The following is a 20,397-nucleotide window of genomic DNA, read 5'->3' as shown; positions in this document are numbered from 1 at the left end:
CAGTCAGAAGAAGTGAACTAGTCCTCAAGAGGAAGTTGATAGCTGTTTTTCAGTTCTTTCACTGAGATGTTGGATTGAATCGCACTCACACCTTTTACTCGTCTTATTGAGCTAATACGCTCAAAGTACTCTTCCAAATCTTTTGCTAATACTTGCACCATGTAGTCTGCACCGCCTGCAATGCAGTGACACATCGGAATCCAATCGGTAACGGCAACAAACTCTTCGAATGGTTCTGTGTTTTCAACTTCGTGGTTGCCTAGCGTGACTAAGGTAAAACCTGCCACATGAAAGCCTAATTTCTTGCGATTGAGCTTGGCGGCATAACCGTCGATATAGCCTGTTTCTTCCATGCGTTTCCAACGGCGCCAACATGGGGTTTCGCTGAGGTTTACCTTCTCGGCGAGCTTACTGTTGCTCATGCGACCGTCTTGTTGGATATGTCCTAAGATGGCGATATCTGTGTCATCTAATACTTCTTTGGTGGATTCTTTCTGTTTCATGGTAATTTTAGAAAAATCTTGCTCAAATTTGCATTAATATTAGCCTATATAGCAATTTAATTCCTAGTCGAATCTGTAAACTCTCTCCCTATCAATACTTTACTTACTAGGAGTGAGAGGAAATGAGCTCTCAATTAATGCTGGCGTTCTTGCTATTTTCAACATCGATTGCAATTACACCTGGGGCAGGGAATATCGCATTACTTGGGATTTCAAGTCGTTATGGGTTTGCTGCAACTTTGCCTTTTATCTCTGGAAACGCTTTTGGCATCATCATCGTACTGGCAGGGTCCAGTGTCGGTTTGGTGAGCCTATTCACTCTTTACCCAGAGCTATACAACATTTTGAAGTACGCGGGCGCAGCTTATTTGCTGTTCATGGCATGGTCGATTGCCAATATGCAAATCGAAGAGAGTACCACCGATAACCGTTCGGGCTTTGTGTCGGGTGTGTTGGTTCAGGTTTTGAACCCTAAAGGTTGGATTGCTTCGTTAACTGTGTTTTCGCAGTTCATCACTCCGAATGCAGACTATCTGATTCAAGTGGTGACCATTATTGCAGGCATGGTGATCACGGGCGTACCGTGCATGTTGGTGTGGGCGTATTGCGGCACTATGCTTAAAAAGCTGCTTCAATCACCAAAACAGATGATGGTGGTAAACCGTTGTTTGGGCGGAAGTCTCGCACTAGTGGTTGCCTTTATGCTTTATCAACCAGCATAAAGCGTCGCTACAAATAAAAAAACCACTCCTAAATCCATAGGAGTGGTGTCTAAAAATCGACTAAGTGGTTAACAATAATTAGTAAATTACTAATAACTCGTAAGTTAACAAGAACGTTTTAAGGAATGTTTGCTTAAAAGATTTAAGCGGTTTCAGCCTCTTTAACCGGAGCTGAGTTACGGATTAGGTGGTCAAACGCACCTAAACTTGCTTTCGCACCTTCACCCATCGCAATGATGATCTGTTTGTAAGGTACGGTTGTTACGTCACCCGCTGCGAATACACCTTTCATTGATGTTGCGCCATGAGCGTTAATCTCGATCTCACCGCGTGGTGATAGTTCTACCTTCGTTCCCTTCAACCATTCGCTGTTTGGCATTAGGCCGATTTGAACGAAGATACCCGCGAGTTCGATTTGTTTCAGTTCGTCTGTGTTACGGTCTTTGTATTCCAGACCGGTTACACGATTTCCATCACCCAATACTTGTGTCGTTTGAGCCATCTTAATGATTTCGATGTTTGGTGTTGCGTTCGCTTTGTCGATAAGCACTTGGTCAGCGCGCAGTGTATCTGCAAATTCAAGCACGGTTACGTGTTCAACAATGCCTGCTAGGTCGATAGCGGCTTCAATACCTGAGTTACCACCGCCGATAACCGCTGTTTTCTTGCCTTTGAACAATGGACCGTCACAGTGTGGGCAGTAAGCAACGCCTTTGTTGCGGTACTCTTGCTCACCCGGAACGTTCATTTCACGCCAGCGTGCACCCGTACTTGTGATTACCGTGCGAGCTCGCAGTGTTGCGCCGCTCTCTAGCTCAACGTGGATGTAGCCATCTTCTGTGTCTTCTGCAGCAATGATGTTTGCAGCGCGCTGCTCAGTCATTACTTCAACACCGTACTCTTTTACGTGCTCTTCTAGGCTAGCCACTAGCTTAGGACCCGTTGTCGCTTTCACTGAGATAAAGTTCTCAATTGCCATGGTATCCATAACTTGACCACCGAATCGGTCAGCCACCACACCCGTACGAATGCCTTTACGTGCTGCATAAATTGCTGCTGAAGAACCAGCTGGGCCACCACCGACAACTAACACATCAAACGGTGCTTGTTGATTTAGGTTCGCTGCTTTCTTTTCAGCTGCGCCAGAATCAACTTTGTTAAGGATCTCAGCCAATGACATACGTCCTTGACCAAATAGCTCACCGTTAATGAACACGCTTGGTACAGCCATTATATCGCGAGACTTCACTTCCTCTTGGAATGCAGCGCCGTCAATCATAGTTGTCTTAACCAGAGGGTTAATCGCCGACATCATGTTGAATGCCTGAACCACTTCTGGACAGTTTTGGCACGATAGTGAGATGAAAATCTCTACATTAAGTTCTTGATCTAATTCTTTAATTTGCTCGATTACGTCAGCTTCAAGCTTGATTGGGTGACCACCACTGTGAAGCAGTGCGAGTACCAATGATGTGAACTCGTGGCCCATTGGTAAACCCGCGAAACCGATCGCAGTGCCTTTCTCTTGGTTCACGACCTGCATGATAGGGCTTCGAGTGCTTGCGCTGTCGTCTCGAGTCACTTCAATTTTGTCTGTGAGAGAGGCGATATCATTCGCTAGGTCTTGAAGTTTGTTTGCGGTATCGCTGTCATCAAGGCTCAGCACTAACTGAACATTGGTTTTTAGGTTTTCTAGGTATGCTTTTAGCTGCTGCTTCATTGCTTGATCTAACATAATCGTGCCTGCTCTTAAATTCTGTGTCTTGGTATTGACCAATACCTTCTTGCTGAAAAAGGAAAATAAAAAGGGGGCGCAAGTCGGCAAATATTGTGATGTTGATGGTTTGAAAGGGTGGCGCGCAACTGCCCTTTAGGAGGGGGGCCGAAGCGCGCCTGTAGAACCGTTTTATTTGTTCTTTTTAGATAGGCTTAGATTAAATCTTACCTACTAGGTCTAGAGATGGAGCTAGAGTCTCTTCGCCTTCTTTCCATTTAGCTGGGCAAACTTCGCCTGGGTTAGCGGCTACATATTGTGCTGCTTTAACCTTGCGTAGTAGGTCTTCAGCGTCACGGCCGATACCTTCAGCAGTAATTTCCATTGCTTGGATAACGCCTTCTGGGTCGATTAGGAACGTAGCACGGTCTGCTAGGCCTTGACCTTCACGCATAACGTTGAAGTTGTTTGTGATGTTGCCTGTTTGGTCACCTACCATGAAGTATTCGATAGTGCCGATTTTGTCAGAAGTATCGTGCCATGCTTTGTGAGAGAAGTGCGTGTCAGTTGATACTGAGTAAACTTCTACGCCGCGAGATTGAAGCTCTGCGTATTTTTCTTGTAGGTCAACTAGCTCAGTTGGACATACAAACGTGAAGTCTGCTGGGTAGAAGAAGAATACAGCCCACTTGCCTTTAACGTCTTGCTCAGTGATTTCTACGAATTCGCCGTTTTTGAATGCTGTTGCGTTGAATGGTTTGATTTCTGTGTTGATCATGTTGGACTCTCTTTCTAATTTGTAGTGTTTAACGCTATCCCGCGTCGATGGAGATATATTGCATCTGCACCGTAAATTAGTGAAATCGGACATTTCTATAGATTCAATAGGCAAATCCTATCTTTGATAGAAGAAAGCTATCGGTAAAAGCTATCAACAAAAACGATTAGCAAAAGTCATCAAACATCAGCCTCACCCATTTGAGGAGCTATGCTCTTTATGCTGTCCTCTACATTTGGCTTATCTCTATTAGCGTGAGCGTCTATTTATAGTGTGAGTACCTATGTAGAGCGTGAACATCTATGTAGACAGTGTTTCTTTAAGTGAGCTGAGATCTCCTATTAATCCATAAATAACAAAAAATTATTATTAATATAATTTATGATAATTTCAGTTAATCACGGTCTCTCCCTATACTCTCTTCATCGAAACGAAATAACGAAGCTAGACTTCGAAAAGCACAGAATAAAAAACGAATTGGAGAAAGTTATGAAAATGAATCACGTAGGCATCATGGTAGGCGACATGGACCAAGCAGTAGAGTTCTACACGAAAGCGCTAGGTCTAAGAATCGTAATGAACAACACTAAGGTGATGGAAGAGCGCGAATCAGCAATCGGCCGCATGTGTATTGCAGTATTTGGCGAAGGCTTCAAAGGCTTCAACATTGCTCACCTAGTAACTTCAGACGGTATCGGTGTTGAGCTGTTCGAAATGGTTGACCGTGAAGAGCGTCATAACGTTGATTTCTCTCGCCTAGGTATTTTCCACTTCTGTCTACAGCTTCCAAAAGAGCAGTTTCATTCAGCTATCAAGCGCGTTGAAGAGTTTGGTGGTAAAGTACGCATGGACATTCACCGTTACCACCCAGAAGACGAACTAAAACAAGCACAAATGGTTTACCTAGAAGACCCGTTTGGCAACTTGTTCGAATTCTACTCTCACTCATACGAAGATACGTACGCGACTGATTACGAGTAATAGACGCTATCTATCTGTTATAAGTTAAAAAAACCTAAACACCCCCTAAAAAGGATTGGTAGAGATACCAATCCTTTTTTTGTGTCTGCGATATTGGGGTAGAGGTTACGGATAAACCAGGTCAAAGGAGTGCTTTGTGTTCTCCGTTTGCACTAAAACAAGCCGATAGTGTTGCTCTATAGTGCAGCAATGGCTAGAGATGAAACTTAACTGATTGATAAGTATGATGTTAAACCGTTGGCATATATGTTGCTCTATTGCCTTTATATAAATTGTATACAATAAAAAATACATAAAGGAAGTCACATGGAACAGAACAGTGAATTGATCTACGGATTAGACGATCGACCATCAGTCAGAGCAGCCAGTTACGCGGCGCTGCAGCATGTATTAGCCAGCTTCGTTGGTATTATCACACCCACACTCATTATTGGTGGTGTGCTTGGGTTGGGTGAGCACATTCCTTATCTGATCAGCATGGCATTGATGGTGTCTGGGGTCGGTACCTTTATCCAAGCCAGAAAAATAGGGCCCGTTGGCGCAGGGATGATCTGTGTCCAAGGAACCAGCTTTGCGTTCTTAGGCTCAGTGTTAGGGGCTGGATTTCTGGTTAAAGCGAATGGAGGCGGGCCGGATGAAATGCTCGCCACGATTTTCGGTGTCTGTTTCTTTGGTGCATTTGTTGAAATCGTCCTATCGCGCTTTATCGAAAAACTTAAAGTCGTTATCACGCCTGTTGTGACCGGCATCGTTATCACGACGATTGGTGTCTCTTTGATTAAAGTTGGCGTCACTGATATTGCGGGTGGTGTTGGTGCAGAAGATTTTGGATCAGGAAGTAACCTGATGCTGGGTACGATTGTGCTCGGAACCATCGTGGCACTTAATCTAAGCAACAACACGATGGTAAGGCTGTCGTCTATTTTGGTCGGTCTGGTTGTAGGGTGGGGCGTTGCTATTTTGATGGGCAAAGCACCCATGGTTTCTTTTGCATCTCAACCGTTATTGAGTATCCCAGTCCCGTTTAAATATGGTTTCGCTTTTGATTGGCAAGCCTTCCTACCTATTGCGTTTATTTACTTGATTACTGTTATTGAAACAACGGGTGACCTTACCGCTAACAGCATGTTTTCAGGCCAGCCAGTTAAGGGGCCAAAATACATCAATCGACTCAAGGCGGGCGTGCTAGGTGACGGCGTAAACTCGCTTATTGCCGCTGTTTTCAACACTTTTCCGAATACGACTTTCAGCCAGAACAATGGTGTGATTCATTTCACCGGAATCGCGAGCCGCTACATTGGCTACTTCATCGCGGCCATTCTTTTTCTGTTAGGGCTATTTCCCATCTTAGGCGCGGTATTAATGACGATTCCAAAGCCAGTATTGGGCGGGGCTACATTGGTGATGTTCGGTACGGTTGCCGCAGCGGGCATCAAGATTATTGCTAACGAAAAGCTGGATCGCCGAAGAATCATGACAATCGCAATCTCATTAGGTTTAGGGCTTGGAGTCATGCTAGTGCCTGACTTATTGAAAGAAGCACCCAAACTAGCGCAAAGCATATTTGGCTCACCAGTAACGATGTCGGGCATCGCTGCGCTTGTGATTACCGGGTTGATGTCTTTGGTACCTGAAAACAAAACCAAACCGATGACGAATTCAGTACAAACCAGTAAAGCGTAGTGGTTTGACTAGAGTTTAAATTAGGACGTTTAAGCAGAGCCACATAACTTGATATGTGGTTCGCATAGTTACATAAGCTGTTTTAAGGTTGTTAGCAATCACGTTTATTTGAAATATCAAAAGCTTGTATTACTAAAAGTATGACACTAGTCACCCATGAGCTAGGCTCGATTCTATATGGTGGCGTCATACTTTATCCACTATGTGAACATGCAGATGAAAAGACAACTATTATCCAGTGCAATCCTACTTTCTCTTACTTTTCCTACCTTTGCCGCTGACGGTGACATACACGACGTCACGATACTTGGCACTTCAGATATCCATGGTCATTTTATGGCGTGGGACTACGCGTCAGATAAACTCAACACTCGCGGCAGCTTAAGCCAAATAGCAACGAAAGTGGGTGATATCCGCGAAGAGCAGTCGAACATTATCCTCGTAGATGCTGGTGATACCATTCAAGGTAACTTCGTAGAAACATTCAAAGATGATCCCGTTGACCCAATGATGCTTGGCTTCAACCACATGAAATATGATGTGTGGGTTTTAGGTAATCATGAATTCGACTTCGGCCTTAAAACGCTCAACAGAGCCGTTACTCAATTTAAGGGTCAGTCTTTAGGTGGCAACATTAAGAACAAAAATGGAAACCCATTCCTACCGGGTTACACCATTCTAGAACGCGGCGGAGTTAAGATTGGTGTGATAGGAATGGACACCCCAATGACAGAAGTCTTTGCACAAGGTACCAACCGTTTAGAAGGCGTCACTTTCACTAATCCGACACTGGAAGTGAAGAAAATAATCAAAGAGATTGATGACCAAGTAGATGCCATCGTATTGGTTGCACACATGGGTATTGAAAACGAAAATGACATCGCGAATACAGGTGTTACCGACATTGCGAATGCTAACCCAGAGCTTGATGCCATTGTTGCGGGTCACATGCATACTCGTATTGATAAGGCGGTTGTGAACGGGGTGATTATTACCGAGCCTGACAAGTATGGCCGAGCTCTATCTCGTATCGACCTTCAATTTGAAGAGCGCGATGGCAAATTCACTCTAGTGAATAAAGACAGCTTCACCTACAAGATTAATGGCGTTGATTCCGATGAGGATATGGATGCGCTGTACCAGCCGTATCACAAACAACTTCGAGAAATGGCTAATCGACCTGTGGCTCAGCTAACTGGCGTTGACTTGGTCCCTGAAAATGAAATCCGCGGTATCCCTCAAGTCCATATTCAAGACACCGGTATTAGTGCGTTATACCAAGAAGCGAGCTTCTTCTATGCGCCAAAAGCTAATGTTATCGCACTCCAAATTGATAATGACAATGCAGAGCTAGATGTTGGTCCGATTAAAGCCAAAGACATCGCTTACAACTACCAATATGCTGGTGGCGAAATCACTGTTTATCAAATGACAGGCGCAGAACTCAAAACCTACATGGAGTGGTCTGCTGGTTACTTCAACTCGGTACAACCTGGAGATGTCACCTACAGCTTTAATCCAGATCGTAGAGCATCCAAATACTCGACCAATGATTTCTTTGCAGGAGTCACTTATACCATTGACCTAACTCAGCCCGCAGGTAAACGTATTACTAACCTTGAGTTTGCAGATGGCACGCCTGTTAAAGATGAAACCGAAATCCGTATTGGTATGAATAGCTATCGAATGGGTCACCTCACTAAAAAAGGTGGTGTTCTAGAAGGCGAATCATTCCCTGTATTGTTTGATACAGAGGAAGAGTACGGTGAGGAAGCGGGCACAATTCGTAACATGACCATCAAGTATCTAACAGAAGAAAAGAATGGCCAGTATGAAGGCAGGCCTCAACAGCGCTGGACACTTTCTGGTTTAGATAGTCACTACGGCGCACAACGTGAGATCGTAAAATCATTGATCAATGATGAAGTTATATCAATCCCAACAAGTGACGATGGTCGCTACACGAATATCGCTTCAATCAATGTAAAAGGTCTGATGTTCGACACCGACGAAGCTAAACAAGCAGCTATAACGGCACGTAAAAACAAACTGACGCAAGCGACTGAGCAAGAGAGTGAGCAGATCAAACGTGAGATCACGCTCATCGAAGCGCTGAATTAATGTCTAATAATTACCACTAACAATCGTCAATATGATCTATGTGTTCTAAGAGCAAGAGCTCTTAGGGCACATGCTCGTTAACCAACGCCATTCAAAATTCAAAGAACTCTTAATAACATAAAATTATCATTAATATAATTTATGATAATTTCATTTAATCAAAATGTCTCCCTATACTCTCTCCATCGAAACGAAATACCGAAGCTAGACTTCGAAAAGCACAGAATAAAAACGAATTGGAGAAAGTTATGAAAATGAATCACGTAGGCATCATGGTAGGCGACATGGACCAAGCTGTAGAGTTTTACACTAAGGCTCTAGGTCTAAGAGTTGTAATGAACAACACTAAGGTGATGGAAGAACGCGAATCAGCAATCGGCCGCATGTGTATCGCAGTATTTGGCGAAGGCTTCAAAGGCTTCAACATTGCACACCTAGTTACATCTGATGGTATCGGTGTTGAGCTGTTCGAAATGAAAGATCGCCAAGAGCGTCACGAAGTTGATTTCTCTCGCCTAGGCATCTTCCACTTCTGTCTACAGCTTCCAAAAGAGCAGTTTCATTCAGCTATTAAGCGCGTTGAAGAGTTTGGCGGTAAAGTACGCATGGATATTCACCGTTACCACCCAGAAGACGAACTAAAACAAGCACAAATGGTTTACCTAGAAGACCCGTTTGGCAACCTATTCGAATTCTACTCGCACACATACGAAGATACGTACGCGACTGATTACGAGTAATCGCGTTACTGCCTTCTATAAGGTAGAAAAACCGAAACACCCCCTAAAGAGGATTGGTAGAGATACCAGTCCTTTTTTTGTGTCCCGTTTTGAAGATATTAGAGTGAAGAAGGTGGCCATAAAATGACCACCTGAATCGGAGGGCTGATTAGCCCTCCCGCACTTGACTAGAGTGCAACAAAGGGGAGGGAATTCCCTTTGATTCGTTAAGCTGACGTATTTTTCATTTTACCAGCCATAATTTCTGCAAGGGGTCCCAGAACTACTTGTAAATTCTTTTCACCCACTTTGACGACTCCCTTTGCCCCTAGTTGTTTCAACGTATCTTCGTCAACTAAACTTGGGTTAATAAGCGTTAAACGTAAGCGAGTAATACATGCATCAATTGACTCTAAGTTAGATTTACCACCTAAGGCCAATAAGTATTGTTGTGCTAACTCATCTTCATTTTTTGATGCAACAACCGTTGCTTCTACTTCATCTTCTCGGCCTGGTGTCTTGATATCAAAACGTTTGATTGCAAATACAAATAGTGTGTAATAAATAAGTGCAAACACTAGGCTCAGTGGAAGTAGCATCCATGCATTATTGGCGGCAGGTGCATTAAAGAAAATGAAGTAATCAATTAGGCCAGAAGAAAAGCCAAATGACATATGAATATTAAGTGCAGCAGCTATAACTAATGCTAGACCAGTTAATATTGCATGGAAGAAGTACAAAACTGGTGCTAAGAACATGAATGTATATTCTATCGGTTCTGTTATTCCTGTTAAAAATGCGGTAAACGCGATACTGGCTAACATTCCACCAACTGCAGCTTTTTTATCTTTGTGCGCGCATTGGTAAATAGCTAAACAGGCAGCAGGTAGAGCAAATAAAGTCACGACATAATAACCAGATAGCATTAGGCCTGCTGATGGGTCACCTGCAGCAAAACGTAGCATTTCACCTGTAACACCCTCATATTCGCCCATACCAAACCAAACAATTGAGTTTAGAATATGGTGTAAACCAATGGGCAACAGCATCCTATTAACGAAGCCATAACCAAACTTACCTCCAATATCACTCTCAAGCATCCAATTACTCATGATGTCTATACCGGTACTGACTGTCGGCCATACAACACTCATGATGAGAGCTATCACTAATGCGCTCACTCCGGTGATTATTGGAACAAACCGTTTGCCAGCAAAGAACCCTAAAAACTCAGGAAGGCGAATAGTATGGAAGCGACGATATAACTCGCCCGCAGTTATACCCATAATGACGCCACCAAAGACACCTAGATTTAGGCTCGGGTCCAAAACAGCAAGAGCTTCGGTCAATACAAAGTAGCCAACAATACCAGCAATCGCTCCTGCTGCATCATTATCTTTATTCAGGCCTGCAGCTAAGGCTGCGGCAAATAAGAGCGGCAACTGGCTAAAAATGGCATTGCCCGCCTCTGCAATGAAAGGGATATCAAATACATCGGGTTGCCCCAAGCGTAACAAAATCCCGGCAATTGGGAGGGTGGCGATAGGCAACATTAGGGCTTTGCCGAGCCGTTGTAGATAACCTAGTACATTCATTTAATTCTCCAAAAATTAGTAAGTCTGATAAAGCTATTGCAAGAATTATCACTGACCTTTAATCTTTATGAAAATTACAATCCATCGGTTGGGACGATATGTTGAACTTGGAGCAACTGCTTTCTTTTACGACTACAGTGAAAGTTGGCTCATTTTCTAAAGCAGCGCGAGAGCTAGGCAAAGCACAATCTACAATTAGTCAAAATATTATTAATATGGAAATTGATTGTAATCAGATCTTGTTTAATCGAACTGGTCGCTATCCTCAGTTGACCGAAGCAGGAATGAACTTGCTTCCATATGCCTTAGCTGTTGTCGAGCAACACAATCGGCTTGAGATGCAATTGGAAGCACTCGGTGTAAATGAGTCGAAAAAGGTTACCATTGCCTTAGATGAAGGAGCTCCATATACGCAACTAGCCGCTCTACTCCCCCAGTTAGTTAACAATTATCCTCAGTTACAACTCGAAGTACTTATTGCTAATAGTCATGATGTTTTAGAACTGGTGTCTAACGATCGAGCACAGGTGGGTGTTGTATTCAGTCAGCATTTACAACCGAATAAAATGAACTCTGAGAATATAGGGTCAATTAAATTCGAGGCTTATGTGAGCTCACAGCACCCCTTAGCTGGAAGTGTTCAATTTACTAAAGACTCATTAAAGCTACATAGACAGCTGAAAATAGAATCTAAGAATAATGAGAACAAATTTCGACAGTTACCTATTTCTCCTGATATCTGGTATGCCGATAACTACTATGTTCTCTTAGAGATGGCTAAAGCTTCTTTAGGTTGGACAATTTTGCCTGCACCTATTGCTAAGTCGGCAGTTGAAGAAGGGAAATTAGTTCCTTTAGTCTTAGAACATGAACATCTAGGATGGGTTGAAAATGTTGATATTATTCAGAATGTTGGTGTTATTGACAATGTATTCACTTCTATTAGAGAGATATTGAAGTCGATGATTATGCAGGACTGTAGTTAGTGTATTTTAATTAGGCACTCTATTGATCAGAATAGTGAGCCGAATTAATGCTTATGAGGTGTAGCATTCAAACCTTGCTCGCATACATACGAAGATACATACGCGACTGATTACGAGTAATCGCGTTACTGCCTTCTAAAAGGTAGACCCCCCCCTAAAGAGGATTGGTAGAGATACCAGTCCCTTTTTTGTATTTGGATGTTTGGTTGGGTGACTTATCTACATAAAGTGATTAAGAAAGATACAGATTTAAGGCGTTGTTAAAGTTGACGTTTTGACGATAAAACCTTTCATGAATATGACGGAATAAAGTGTTGTTCATGAAAACATTGCGCCATCATACCGAATGGTAGCCTTAGCTGAGCAGTGACTATACTCAGCACTATATTGCTAACCAATAACAACGAAAATAGAGAAACATGCAGAGATTAGCGCCCCCAAATTACATGAAAAAATTACATATTATCTTTACCGCTCTTATTCTTATGATATTAGCCGGATGCACTTCAACGTCGGCTGTCGGCAGTTCTAAAACAAAGGAATATGCCAAGTCACATGCTCTTGCTGGTAAAGCATCTTGGTATGGCGATAAATTCCATGGAAGGCTCACAGCAAGTGGTGAAACGTATAATATGAATGCGAATACTGCGGCTCATAAAACCTTACCTTTCGGCACTATCGTGAGAGTGACCAATACCGCTAATAATAAGTCTGTTGATGTGAAGATTAATGACCGAGGCCCCTACGTAAAAGGGCGAGTGATTGACCTCTCGCACAAGGCATTTGCAAAAATAGGCAACGTTAAACAAGGCACCGTGCCTGTCAATATCGAGATTGTTGATGACAGCAATACCTTTAGGTACAAGCATTAGAATCCCCTCCTAGCCTCCCCTTGGTTTACATCTCCGATCCCTTACCAGCAATGGAAAGGGGAGGAACTGAATACATAACTCTATAAGTACTAAGCATATTCAGCTTTGAGAAGGTCTTCACTTGAGTGAATCTAAAAGGATTGGCAAAGATGCCAATCCTTTTTTGTTTAGGACCATTCTTAACTTTGTTTCAAGTAGTAAGAAATAGATGATTAATAACAGATAATTGCACTAGATAAAGTTACATTCATTTTTATCGCGATGTGATCAATACATCATACGGTCCCATTGAAAATCTATATATTGCTTCACGAGTAAGTGTCAGCCTACTTTGAAAACAATAACAATATTAACCGTTAGGTATCGATCGAAATGAAAATGAAAAAGCTTGTGCTTTGTGGGCTTGCCGTTGGCTTAGTTGGTTGCGGTGGGAGTAGTGGTAGCAGCAGTGACAACAGTGGGGGAGATTCCAATATTTCCTCTATTTCAGGAAAGGTTATTGATGGCTATATTATTGGGGCTACGGTTTATCTCGACCTGAATTTCAATAATGAGTTGGATGCCAATGAACCTAATGTTGTCACTAAAGAACAGGGCGATTTTAGTTTAGATATACCATCAACTTATCGTGAGTGCGCGCAATATGTTCCTATTGTGGTAGATGTTCCGGAAGGTGCTATCGATACTGATTTTCCTGATACTCCAATTGAAGACGCTTATACGATGGTGATACCTCCTCAATATGCGTTGAGTACAGATGAAGAGCTATACAACTTAACACCATTAACCTCTGTGGTTTGGAATGAAGTAGAAAAAGAGTTACGCGAAAGCACTTCTCAGGAGCTTTCTTGTGAGTCTTTGCTAGAAGAACAAGAGCTGAGAGACGACATAGCTGAACGTCTAATTGAGCAAGAACTTCACGTTGCTCGTCGTTACAACATCACAGTAGATGAATTGTATGGTGATTATATTGAGTCTGGCAATGATGAAGTGCATCAAATCGCTCAAGATATTGTTCCCGGATTACAAAAGTCATATGCAGATACACGGGAACTAATCAATCAATACCCAGAAGCAGACTTTGCTTGGGTCGAATACTTCATGGGCAAATGGGATAGTTCTAATAACAACTATAAGGATGCCTGGTATCGCTACCAATTCGTGCAAATGTCTAACGGTAACTTTGAGTCAGAAACTCATGAGATGTCGGGTGACCTCAATAATAAAGTTCAGCTGCATGATAAGAATACTATGGAAACTACAGTTCGAGATGGCGTAAATATTGAGAAAACGATATCTATGGAAATTGCGGGTAATGCCTATGGTTGTTCAGTAAGTGAGTGGCTTGAAACGATCTCTCAGGATTCGTCAGGTGTTCGTAACACTGTCTATGGTCAAGCTGGAGACTGGAGCGATTGTAGTAGCCTTATTTTAACTAATACTTTCACGGTTCAGGCTTTAGTAACTAAAGATTATGATGGCTCTGACCTTATTAGTTATTCAGATCATAGTTATGACGATGGTAACGATAGTGGGTTCAGTCACTTAATTGGTGTGACCGACACCATTACGGCATCTGACTTAACTCCAGTTCGTAATGTGATTGATACCGACTTCTATAGTGAGGAAGGACACGGTGCAGATTTCTGGTCTCGTACAAAAAATGAGTTTGGTACAAATCCAACTCAAGTAATGACAAGCCATAGTAGCAGTGGTGACTGGGAGCGTTTCACAAGTTATAAAGACGGCACTCATAAAACGGAATGTGGTACGTCTGAATCTGGTTTGTCAGAGGCTAACTGTTCAAGTTAAACCTATTTAGCATTCGGTTTTCCGTTTGAAGTGCAAGAGCATAACATTCATACACATTCTATAAAGGCTGCTTTTGCAGCCTTTTTTGATCCTTCCTAGCGTTAATTTTTAATTAGATTATTTAATTCTTAGAATTTGAATTGGATCTTTTGTATCTAGTTAGTTCAGTGGCTTAAATGTCGGTTCACCAAGCTTCATTAAAATTCATTGTGAAATAATGAAAAGCTGACCTAATCCAAAATGATGTGTAACTTTGCTAACAATGGGAAAAGAAAGGCGAATTACATTTCGTTACTCATTGAAGTAAACCTGAAACATCGCTGAAACGGTTCTGAAATTTTTGATGGCTAGCTTATGGGGTTCTAAAACGAATCCAAATAAGGAAATACCCGTGAAGCTAACACCTGTCGTTGCCGCCGTAATCATGTCTTTCAGCTCAGCAAGTTTTGCTTTTAGCTTGCAACAATCTGCCAATGAAAACAGTGAAGATCTCGTATGGACGGGGCACCTTAGCCCAGATAGCGACACGGTAATGTCTGCAATGCTCGCGGCTCATATTTATGGTGGTACGGCGACAGTACCAGAGCCAATCAACCCTGAATCGACGTTTATCTTGAACTACTGTAATGCAGAATCGCCACGAGTAGAGACAGATTACTCTTCATACCGAGTAGGGCTGGTGGACTTCAACCAAGTGACTCAATTAGCGCCAACCATTGACCAAGCATCTATTGTGGCAGTGGTCGACCATCACGCGATTGGTGGCTCACCGATTAACACACCGCAGATTGTCGAGATGGATATTCGAGGTTGGGGTTCAGCTGCGACTATTCTGGCGGATAACGCTGAAAAGCTCGATGTGACCTTACCTAAACACCTCGCTTGTGTTGGATTGGGTGCGATTCTTTCTGATACCGTGGTATTCCAATCTGCAACTATAACAGATCATGATCGTGAATACGCAGAGAAGCTGGCGAAGGTTGCAGGCATTTCAGATATCGAAGACTTCGGCCAACAAATGTTGATTGCTAAATCAGACCTTAGCCATCTTTCTTCTGAAACCATTCTGACGCTGGACTACAAGAACTTTAAGTACGGTGGTAAACAGGTGGGCATCGGCGTTGCTGAAACATTAACGGCTCAACAACTGATTGACCGTAAAGACGAGCTTTTGGCAGCGATGAAGTCTTATAAGGAAGAGAACGGCTTAGACCATCTGTTCTTCTCAATCACAGACACTAAGAACAAAAAGGCGAACCTACTGTGGGTGGACGAAAGCGACTATCAAGTCATCAAGTCGGCTTTCAATGCTGAACCAACCAGCGACATGCTGACGTTGGAAGGCGTCACTTCACGTAAGCGCCAGATTGGCCCTGCAGTTCAAAAGGCAATTGAGAGCTTGTAAGTATTAAGAGAGCTTGGTAGAGGGATTGGTAGAGATACCAATCCCTTTTTGTTTTGGGGAGAGTTAAAACCACATCTTTTTATAATGTGAGCAATCACGTTAATTTGATAATGAGTCCATATTGTTTAGTTCGCCTAAATATCAAACTTGATGTGTATTAAAGATTAAATGTCCACTTGTGTTAATGTCGGTCATCAACATCTATATGGTATACGGTGAAGTTTTGGCTAGACGTGGTAGTGGTTTAAGAACAGCGATTAGAGTTGTTAAAGCTATAGATAAAGCAAACAAGCGTTCTATACGGGAATCTGAAAAGCGCCGTAAAGCAGCTGAACGTGAAGAATCACGAGTTGAGCGTGAAAGGATACGCCGGTTAAAAGACGTTGAACGAACTGAGAAAAAGAGAGCCTCAGAAGTAAAAAGAGCGTTTAAAGAATCCTTGGTTGAAGCGAAAGATGAATACAACGAGCGCTGTCTTGAACGCTCTTCATTAAGAAAACAATTTATCAAAGAGGTTTTAAAGTAAATGGATAATAATTTACTAATAGTTGTCGTTTCAGCCGCGGTATTAATTATCTTGACCTATATCCTAACTAAAAATAGTGCCAACAAAAAAGTAGCGGAATATAAGTCAATCGATGAGGCACTTAAGCTCATAAAAAACGAACTACATGTGGTGAAGACTGAATCCGAACAAGCCGCGAGAGAACTAGATTCTATATTTAATGAGACTGAATCGTTGAGGGCTCTTCAGAAAAATGAGAATACAATTGCTGAGAGTTTAGCTCAAAAAACAAAAGAACTTGAAGCTGTGGAGCTAGGTATCGTAGATAGTAACTCTTCATTTGAGATGAATACTAAGGCTCTTGATGAACTCATGGGTAAGCTTGACTTATATTCTCGAATTGATGAGTACACTTCATGTGGTCATTTTGAAACGCCACAATATTTGTACGAGACGTCAGTTCGCTTTGCTGAAGAAATTAAGGAAGTTAGGCTATCTCAAAAAGAGATGATCAAAGATAAAACTGCGATTATTTATCCAAGCTACACGGTTATCTCTAATGATGCTGCTTACAATAGAAAAATCCTAGATGCACAAGTTAAGTTAATGCTGACTGCGTTTAATACAGAATGTGACTTCTTAATAGGAAAAGTGTCGCCAAGTAGCTTTGCTCGAACATTAGAACGCATAGAGAAGCTAGCTAATAATATTGAAAAGCTTTGTGCTACTTTTGAATGCGGCTTTAATTTGGACTATATCGAATTAAAATTTGAGGAGTGTAAACTCCAATATCAATACATGCTCAAGAAAGAAGAAGAGCAAATTGAACAGAAATTAATTAAAGAGCAGATTCGTGAAGAACAGCGAGCTATAAAGGAGTTCCAAAAAGCAATTGCTGATGCTGAAAAAGAAGAGAAGATGTATCGCAAGATGCTTGAAAAAGCACGTGAAGAATTAAATGATGCTTCAGATGAAGAGAAAGAGCTCATGGAGCGTCGAATAGCAGAGCTGCAAACTCGACTCGAAGAAGCTGAATCTAAAGAACAACGAGCTAAGAGCATGGCAGAACAAACTAGAAAAGGGCATGTTTACGTGATTAGTAACATCGGCTCATTTGGTGAAGATGTCTATAAAATTGGTTTAACGAGAAGACTTGAGCCAATGGATCGCGTTAAAGAACTAGGGGATGCAAGCGTACCATTCTCTTTTGATGTCCACGCTATGATTTATGCCGATGATGCTCCTGCTTTAGAGGCTGCTTTACATAGAGAGTTTCATACTCAACGTGTAAACGCGGTTAATACCCGCAAAGAGTTTTTCCAAGTTGATTTGGAATCTATACAAGAAGCTGTAGAAAAAATCGCTGGCTTTGAAGCTGAGTTTAAAATGACGGCTCTCGCAGAAGACTATTATGAAAGCTTAAGACTCCAAGATGCAGCGTAAACATATTCGATCTAAGATAGCTTAGCTCGATTTTTTCATCAGAACTTAGAGTATTACGCTCCACCCAAACAAAAATGGAACGCCTGAGCGTTCCATTTTTCTTATCTGATTTATCTTAAACCTGCTCGCTTGGGTGTCCCCACATTAGCTCGCTTGCGTAAGGGCCTGTGACGCTTGAGGTTGATTCACCCACGCCGTCTAGTGCGCCAGGGGTCAGTGCTTTAGCGAACCAGCACTCAAGTGGTGCAAGTGTTCTTACTGGCGGAAGCACGTTGTGTGGCGTGTTGTAGCGGTTGCCGTAGTGGAACGGTTCGCCCATCACGAAGATAACGTCAGCGTCGAGTTGTTTCTCGGCTTCTTCCATTAATCGAGTCGCGTAGCCTTTGCCTTGGTATTCTGGCAATACAGCTAAAGGTGCTAACACATAACACTTCAGGTGTGGTGCTGCGTCTATTGTGATTGGGGTGTAGCATGCGTGTGCTACGCCTTCATGCACGATAGAAAAGCTGCCGTCGGCAATAAGATCGTCGGCAAATTCTGCGTACAGTTTTGCATGGCGTTCGTCATAAAGCCCGCCAGCAGCGGCGAAAGCTTCGTATTGAATTTCATAAGGGGTTTTCATTTGAAAAATTCCTAACTTAAATTATTTGTCGTTGGCATTTTCAGGTATCTGATTGCTTTAGATAGCCAACAACGTTTTATTGAGCTTTTAAGCAAGGTACTTATAAATCCAGCAGCAGTAAGTACTTAGCTATGAAGCGTTCTTTAATTTGTTCTAACGGGTAATCACCATCCGCGAACAAGTAATTGAGTGCGATACCATCGATATCGGCGATTAACATGTGGCCATCAACCATGCTGTTGGTGTTTGGAATATCACGAACAATCACTTCGAAAGATTCCATCATCAGTTGATAGCGTTCATCTAATAGGTCTTTCAATATCAGCCTTGTTGAGGGCTGGCATTTCAATTGGTAATCAAGTTGATAAAACCGCTTTTGTTGTGGGTCGGCCATCGACAAGAAGATGTGCTCGATAAGGTTAACAAACCTCTCTTTTGCCGACATTCCTTCACTCGATTGGTCAACACTTTCGCCAACTTCGCTAATGATTTCAGCCATGCGAACAAACACTTGTCTTAGTAGATCATCTTTGTTTTTGAAATGATGAAAAACTAAACCCTTCGATACTTTCGCCGTTTCACATACTTGTGCGATAGACGTTTTTTCAAAGCCTTGTGTTGCGAATAATTCAATCGCGGCTTGGATTGCTTGCTGCTTCTTGTCCATGGGAATCACTCAATTAATTTACAAACCGACTATCCGGTCTGTAATTCATGGTGCGGATAATATACAACAACAATGAGGGGCGCAAGATCTTTAAAGATCGTTGTTTAGGATCGATGTTTGGCGGGTTTTTCTTGAGTGAGAGTGACGTCGAACTGCACTTTGTTTGGATTCGAGGTTTGTCTGGAGCGGAAGTTTACGAGGAGTAGCAAGCTAAAGAACAGGGAGGCTCTTTAGCTATAGAACGGAGTTAGTTGGTTTATTGTTTGCCTAACGAGGCCGCGAAACATTCTTGGTTTGGGTTACGCAGTTTGATGATGGTGTTGCTTGGGTCGACACGGTTGAGGGCGTTATCATCGAGATTGGCGTGACTGAAATCGGTACGGAATAGATCCGCACGATACAGATCAACGTTGAGCATTTGTGAGTGGCTCATGTCTGCGTTTCGCAAATCAGCATCACGGAATGTCGCGTTGTTCAGGTTCGCGTGGCTGAAATTGGCGTAAGTGATGTCAGCCTCATTCATGTTTGTGCCTGATAAATCGGCGCCACTAAAGTTGGCTCGGATTAGGCTGGCACAACGCAGGTCTAGGTTTTGAAGTGCTAAGTGGCTTAGGTCGGCATTACGTAATTGTGCTCTTTCGCCGCCTTGGTTTTCTAGCCACAGTTTGTGTTGTTCAAAAATAGAGTCAAGCTCTTGCTGAGTGTAGGTATTCATAGTTCACACCACCATTTTCAACAGGGACACTTATTGGGCATCCCTTTGTTGTGTGTCTCGCTGTCTCTCTTTTGTTATCGAGCTTCTATCTATTGAGCATCGAGAGCTAGCTAATTTTGCTGTGCCAAATCTCGCTGTCTGGGCCGACAACACATTCACCATCAACTCGCATTGATAAACGAATCAGGCAGCGTTTAACCACTTCTTTGAAATCATCTTCAGGTAAGTGTCTTACTGAATCGACCAAGGCTTTGCAGTGCGGAGCAGTTTGCTCTTTTAAGGTGTAGAACACCCACTTGCCTTTCTTCTCATGGTTGAGCAGGCCAGCTTTGTAGAGCATTTTTAGATTACGAGACACGTTGTATTGAGTTTCACCAATGATATCCATTGCTTCAGCCACTGCCATGCATTCATCCACATGCAGGAACAACCAGAACAATCGCAGTCGATTGGGTTCTGATAAGGCTTTTAGCGAATCAATGTATTTTTCATCCATCATGGTTTTACCCTTCCAACTGAGTAGCGCCACTCTCTATGAGCGGCGCGAAGTTTTA

The 20,397-nt window shown here is 42.5% G+C and carries 19 protein-coding genes; 11 read left to right on the top strand and 8 right to left on the bottom strand.

Translation table 11 applies throughout. The annotated features are described in order from the left end of the window. Window positions 1-17: 17 nt before the first annotated feature. Window positions 18-503, bottom strand: coding sequence for an Lrp/AsnC family transcriptional regulator (locus L1D37_RS04940; protein WP_019825927.1), 486 nt, complete (start codon window positions 501-503; stop codon window positions 18-20). Between the two features lie 122 nt (window positions 504-625). On the opposite strand from L1D37_RS04940, the gene L1D37_RS04935 reads away from it, so the two are divergent. After that, window positions 626-1,225: a LysE family translocator gene (locus tag L1D37_RS04935; RefSeq protein ID WP_017629766.1), complete on the top strand. Its 600-nt coding sequence runs from the start codon at window positions 626-628 to the stop codon at window positions 1,223-1,225. A 142-nt stretch (window positions 1,226-1,367) separates the two neighbouring features. On the opposite strand, the gene ahpF is transcribed toward L1D37_RS04935, so the two are convergent. Both ahpF and ahpC read right to left on the bottom strand, forming a co-directional pair. After that, the gene (ahpF, locus tag L1D37_RS04930; protein WP_048658237.1) at window positions 1,368-2,960 is read right to left on the bottom strand and encodes an alkyl hydroperoxide reductase subunit F; all 1,593 of its coding nucleotides are present in this window, start codon (window positions 2,958-2,960) and stop codon (window positions 1,368-1,370) included. A 199-nt stretch (window positions 2,961-3,159) separates the two neighbouring features. Further along, entirely contained in the window at window positions 3,160-3,717 is a 558-nt protein-coding gene (gene ahpC, locus L1D37_RS04925) for an alkyl hydroperoxide reductase subunit C (RefSeq protein ID WP_017629768.1), read from the bottom strand. Between the two features lie 489 nt (window positions 3,718-4,206). Between ahpC and L1D37_RS04920 the strand changes: the two genes are divergently transcribed. From L1D37_RS04920 to L1D37_RS04905, 4 genes are all read left to right on the top strand, one after another. Beyond that, window positions 4,207-4,698, top strand: a complete 492-nt coding sequence (locus L1D37_RS04920; RefSeq protein ID WP_008220945.1) for a VOC family protein — start codon at window positions 4,207-4,209, stop codon at window positions 4,696-4,698. Between the two features lie 306 nt (window positions 4,699-5,004). Further along, the gene (locus tag L1D37_RS04915) at window positions 5,005-6,381 is read left to right on the top strand and encodes a nucleobase:cation symporter-2 family protein (protein ID WP_239847092.1); all 1,377 of its coding nucleotides are present in this window, start codon (window positions 5,005-5,007) and stop codon (window positions 6,379-6,381) included. A 216-nt stretch (window positions 6,382-6,597) separates the two neighbouring features. After that, entirely contained in the window at window positions 6,598-8,502 is a 1,905-nt protein-coding gene (locus L1D37_RS04910) for a 5'-nucleotidase C-terminal domain-containing protein (protein ID WP_239847091.1), read from the top strand. A 248-nt stretch (window positions 8,503-8,750) separates the two neighbouring features. Then, window positions 8,751-9,242 carry a VOC family protein gene (locus tag L1D37_RS04905; protein WP_239847090.1) on the top strand — a complete coding sequence of 164 codons (492 nt, stop codon included), beginning with the start codon at window positions 8,751-8,753 and terminating at the stop codon, window positions 9,240-9,242. Between the two features lie 206 nt (window positions 9,243-9,448). Here the strand turns inward: L1D37_RS04905 and nagE are convergent, their stop codons facing one another. Continuing rightward, a complete protein-coding gene (gene nagE / locus L1D37_RS04900) occupies window positions 9,449-10,816 on the bottom strand; it encodes an N-acetylglucosamine-specific PTS transporter subunit IIBC (RefSeq protein WP_239847089.1) in 1,368 nt (455 codons plus the stop codon). 98 nt (window positions 10,817-10,914) lie between these two features. Between nagE and L1D37_RS04895 the strand changes: the two genes are divergently transcribed. The 6 genes from L1D37_RS04895 to L1D37_RS04870 all read left to right on the top strand — a co-directional run bounded on the left by L1D37_RS04895 (window position 10,915) and on the right by L1D37_RS04870 (window position 17,839). Next, the gene (locus tag L1D37_RS04895; protein WP_239847088.1) at window positions 10,915-11,802 is read left to right on the top strand and encodes a LysR family transcriptional regulator; all 888 of its coding nucleotides are present in this window, start codon (window positions 10,915-10,917) and stop codon (window positions 11,800-11,802) included. Window positions 11,803-12,221: 419 nt separating this feature from the next. Then, on the top strand, window positions 12,222-12,674 hold the full coding sequence (locus tag L1D37_RS04890; protein WP_239847087.1) for a septal ring lytic transglycosylase RlpA family protein: 453 nt from the start codon (window positions 12,222-12,224) through the stop codon (window positions 12,672-12,674). Between the two features lie 372 nt (window positions 12,675-13,046). After that, complete coding sequence (locus tag L1D37_RS04885; protein ID WP_239847085.1) at window positions 13,047-14,486, top strand: hypothetical protein; 1,440 nt, start codon at window positions 13,047-13,049, stop codon at window positions 14,484-14,486. A 391-nt stretch (window positions 14,487-14,877) separates the two neighbouring features. Next, window positions 14,878-15,891, top strand: a complete 1,014-nt coding sequence (locus L1D37_RS04880; RefSeq protein ID WP_239847083.1) for a manganese-dependent inorganic pyrophosphatase — start codon at window positions 14,878-14,880, stop codon at window positions 15,889-15,891. A 223-nt stretch (window positions 15,892-16,114) separates the two neighbouring features. Next, entirely contained in the window at window positions 16,115-16,417 is a 303-nt protein-coding gene (locus L1D37_RS04875) for a hypothetical protein (RefSeq protein WP_239847081.1), read from the top strand. Further along, window positions 16,418-17,839, top strand: a complete 1,422-nt coding sequence (locus L1D37_RS04870) for a DUF4041 domain-containing protein (protein WP_239847079.1) — start codon at window positions 16,418-16,420, stop codon at window positions 17,837-17,839. It begins immediately after the preceding gene. 115 nt (window positions 17,840-17,954) lie between these two features. Here L1D37_RS04870 and L1D37_RS04865 read toward each other — a convergent pair whose 3' ends face one another. The 4 genes from L1D37_RS04865 to L1D37_RS04850 form a co-directional block, all read right to left on the bottom strand. Then, entirely contained in the window at window positions 17,955-18,461 is a 507-nt protein-coding gene (locus L1D37_RS04865) for a GNAT family N-acetyltransferase (protein ID WP_102344704.1), read from the bottom strand. A gap of 100 nt (window positions 18,462-18,561) precedes the next feature. Continuing rightward, window positions 18,562-19,128, bottom strand: a complete 567-nt coding sequence (locus tag L1D37_RS04860; RefSeq protein WP_239847078.1) for a TetR/AcrR family transcriptional regulator — start codon at window positions 19,126-19,128, stop codon at window positions 18,562-18,564. Window positions 19,129-19,384: 256 nt separating this feature from the next. Next, window positions 19,385-19,843 carry a pentapeptide repeat-containing protein gene (locus L1D37_RS04855; protein ID WP_239847076.1) on the bottom strand — a complete coding sequence of 153 codons (459 nt, stop codon included), beginning with the start codon at window positions 19,841-19,843 and terminating at the stop codon, window positions 19,385-19,387. 106 nt (window positions 19,844-19,949) lie between these two features. Beyond that, window positions 19,950-20,342, bottom strand: a complete 393-nt coding sequence (locus L1D37_RS04850) for a metalloregulator ArsR/SmtB family transcription factor (RefSeq protein WP_008221742.1) — start codon at window positions 20,340-20,342, stop codon at window positions 19,950-19,952. Window positions 20,343-20,397 lie beyond the last annotated feature (55 nt).

The sequence above is a fragment of the Vibrio sp. Isolate33 genome (genome assembly GCF_022397895.1).
Classification (GTDB): Bacteria; Pseudomonadota; Gammaproteobacteria; order Enterobacterales; family Vibrionaceae; genus Vibrio; species Vibrio pomeroyi.
The sequence above is the reverse complement of the archived record's forward strand: the minus strand, read 5'-3'. Positions and strand labels throughout refer to the sequence as shown.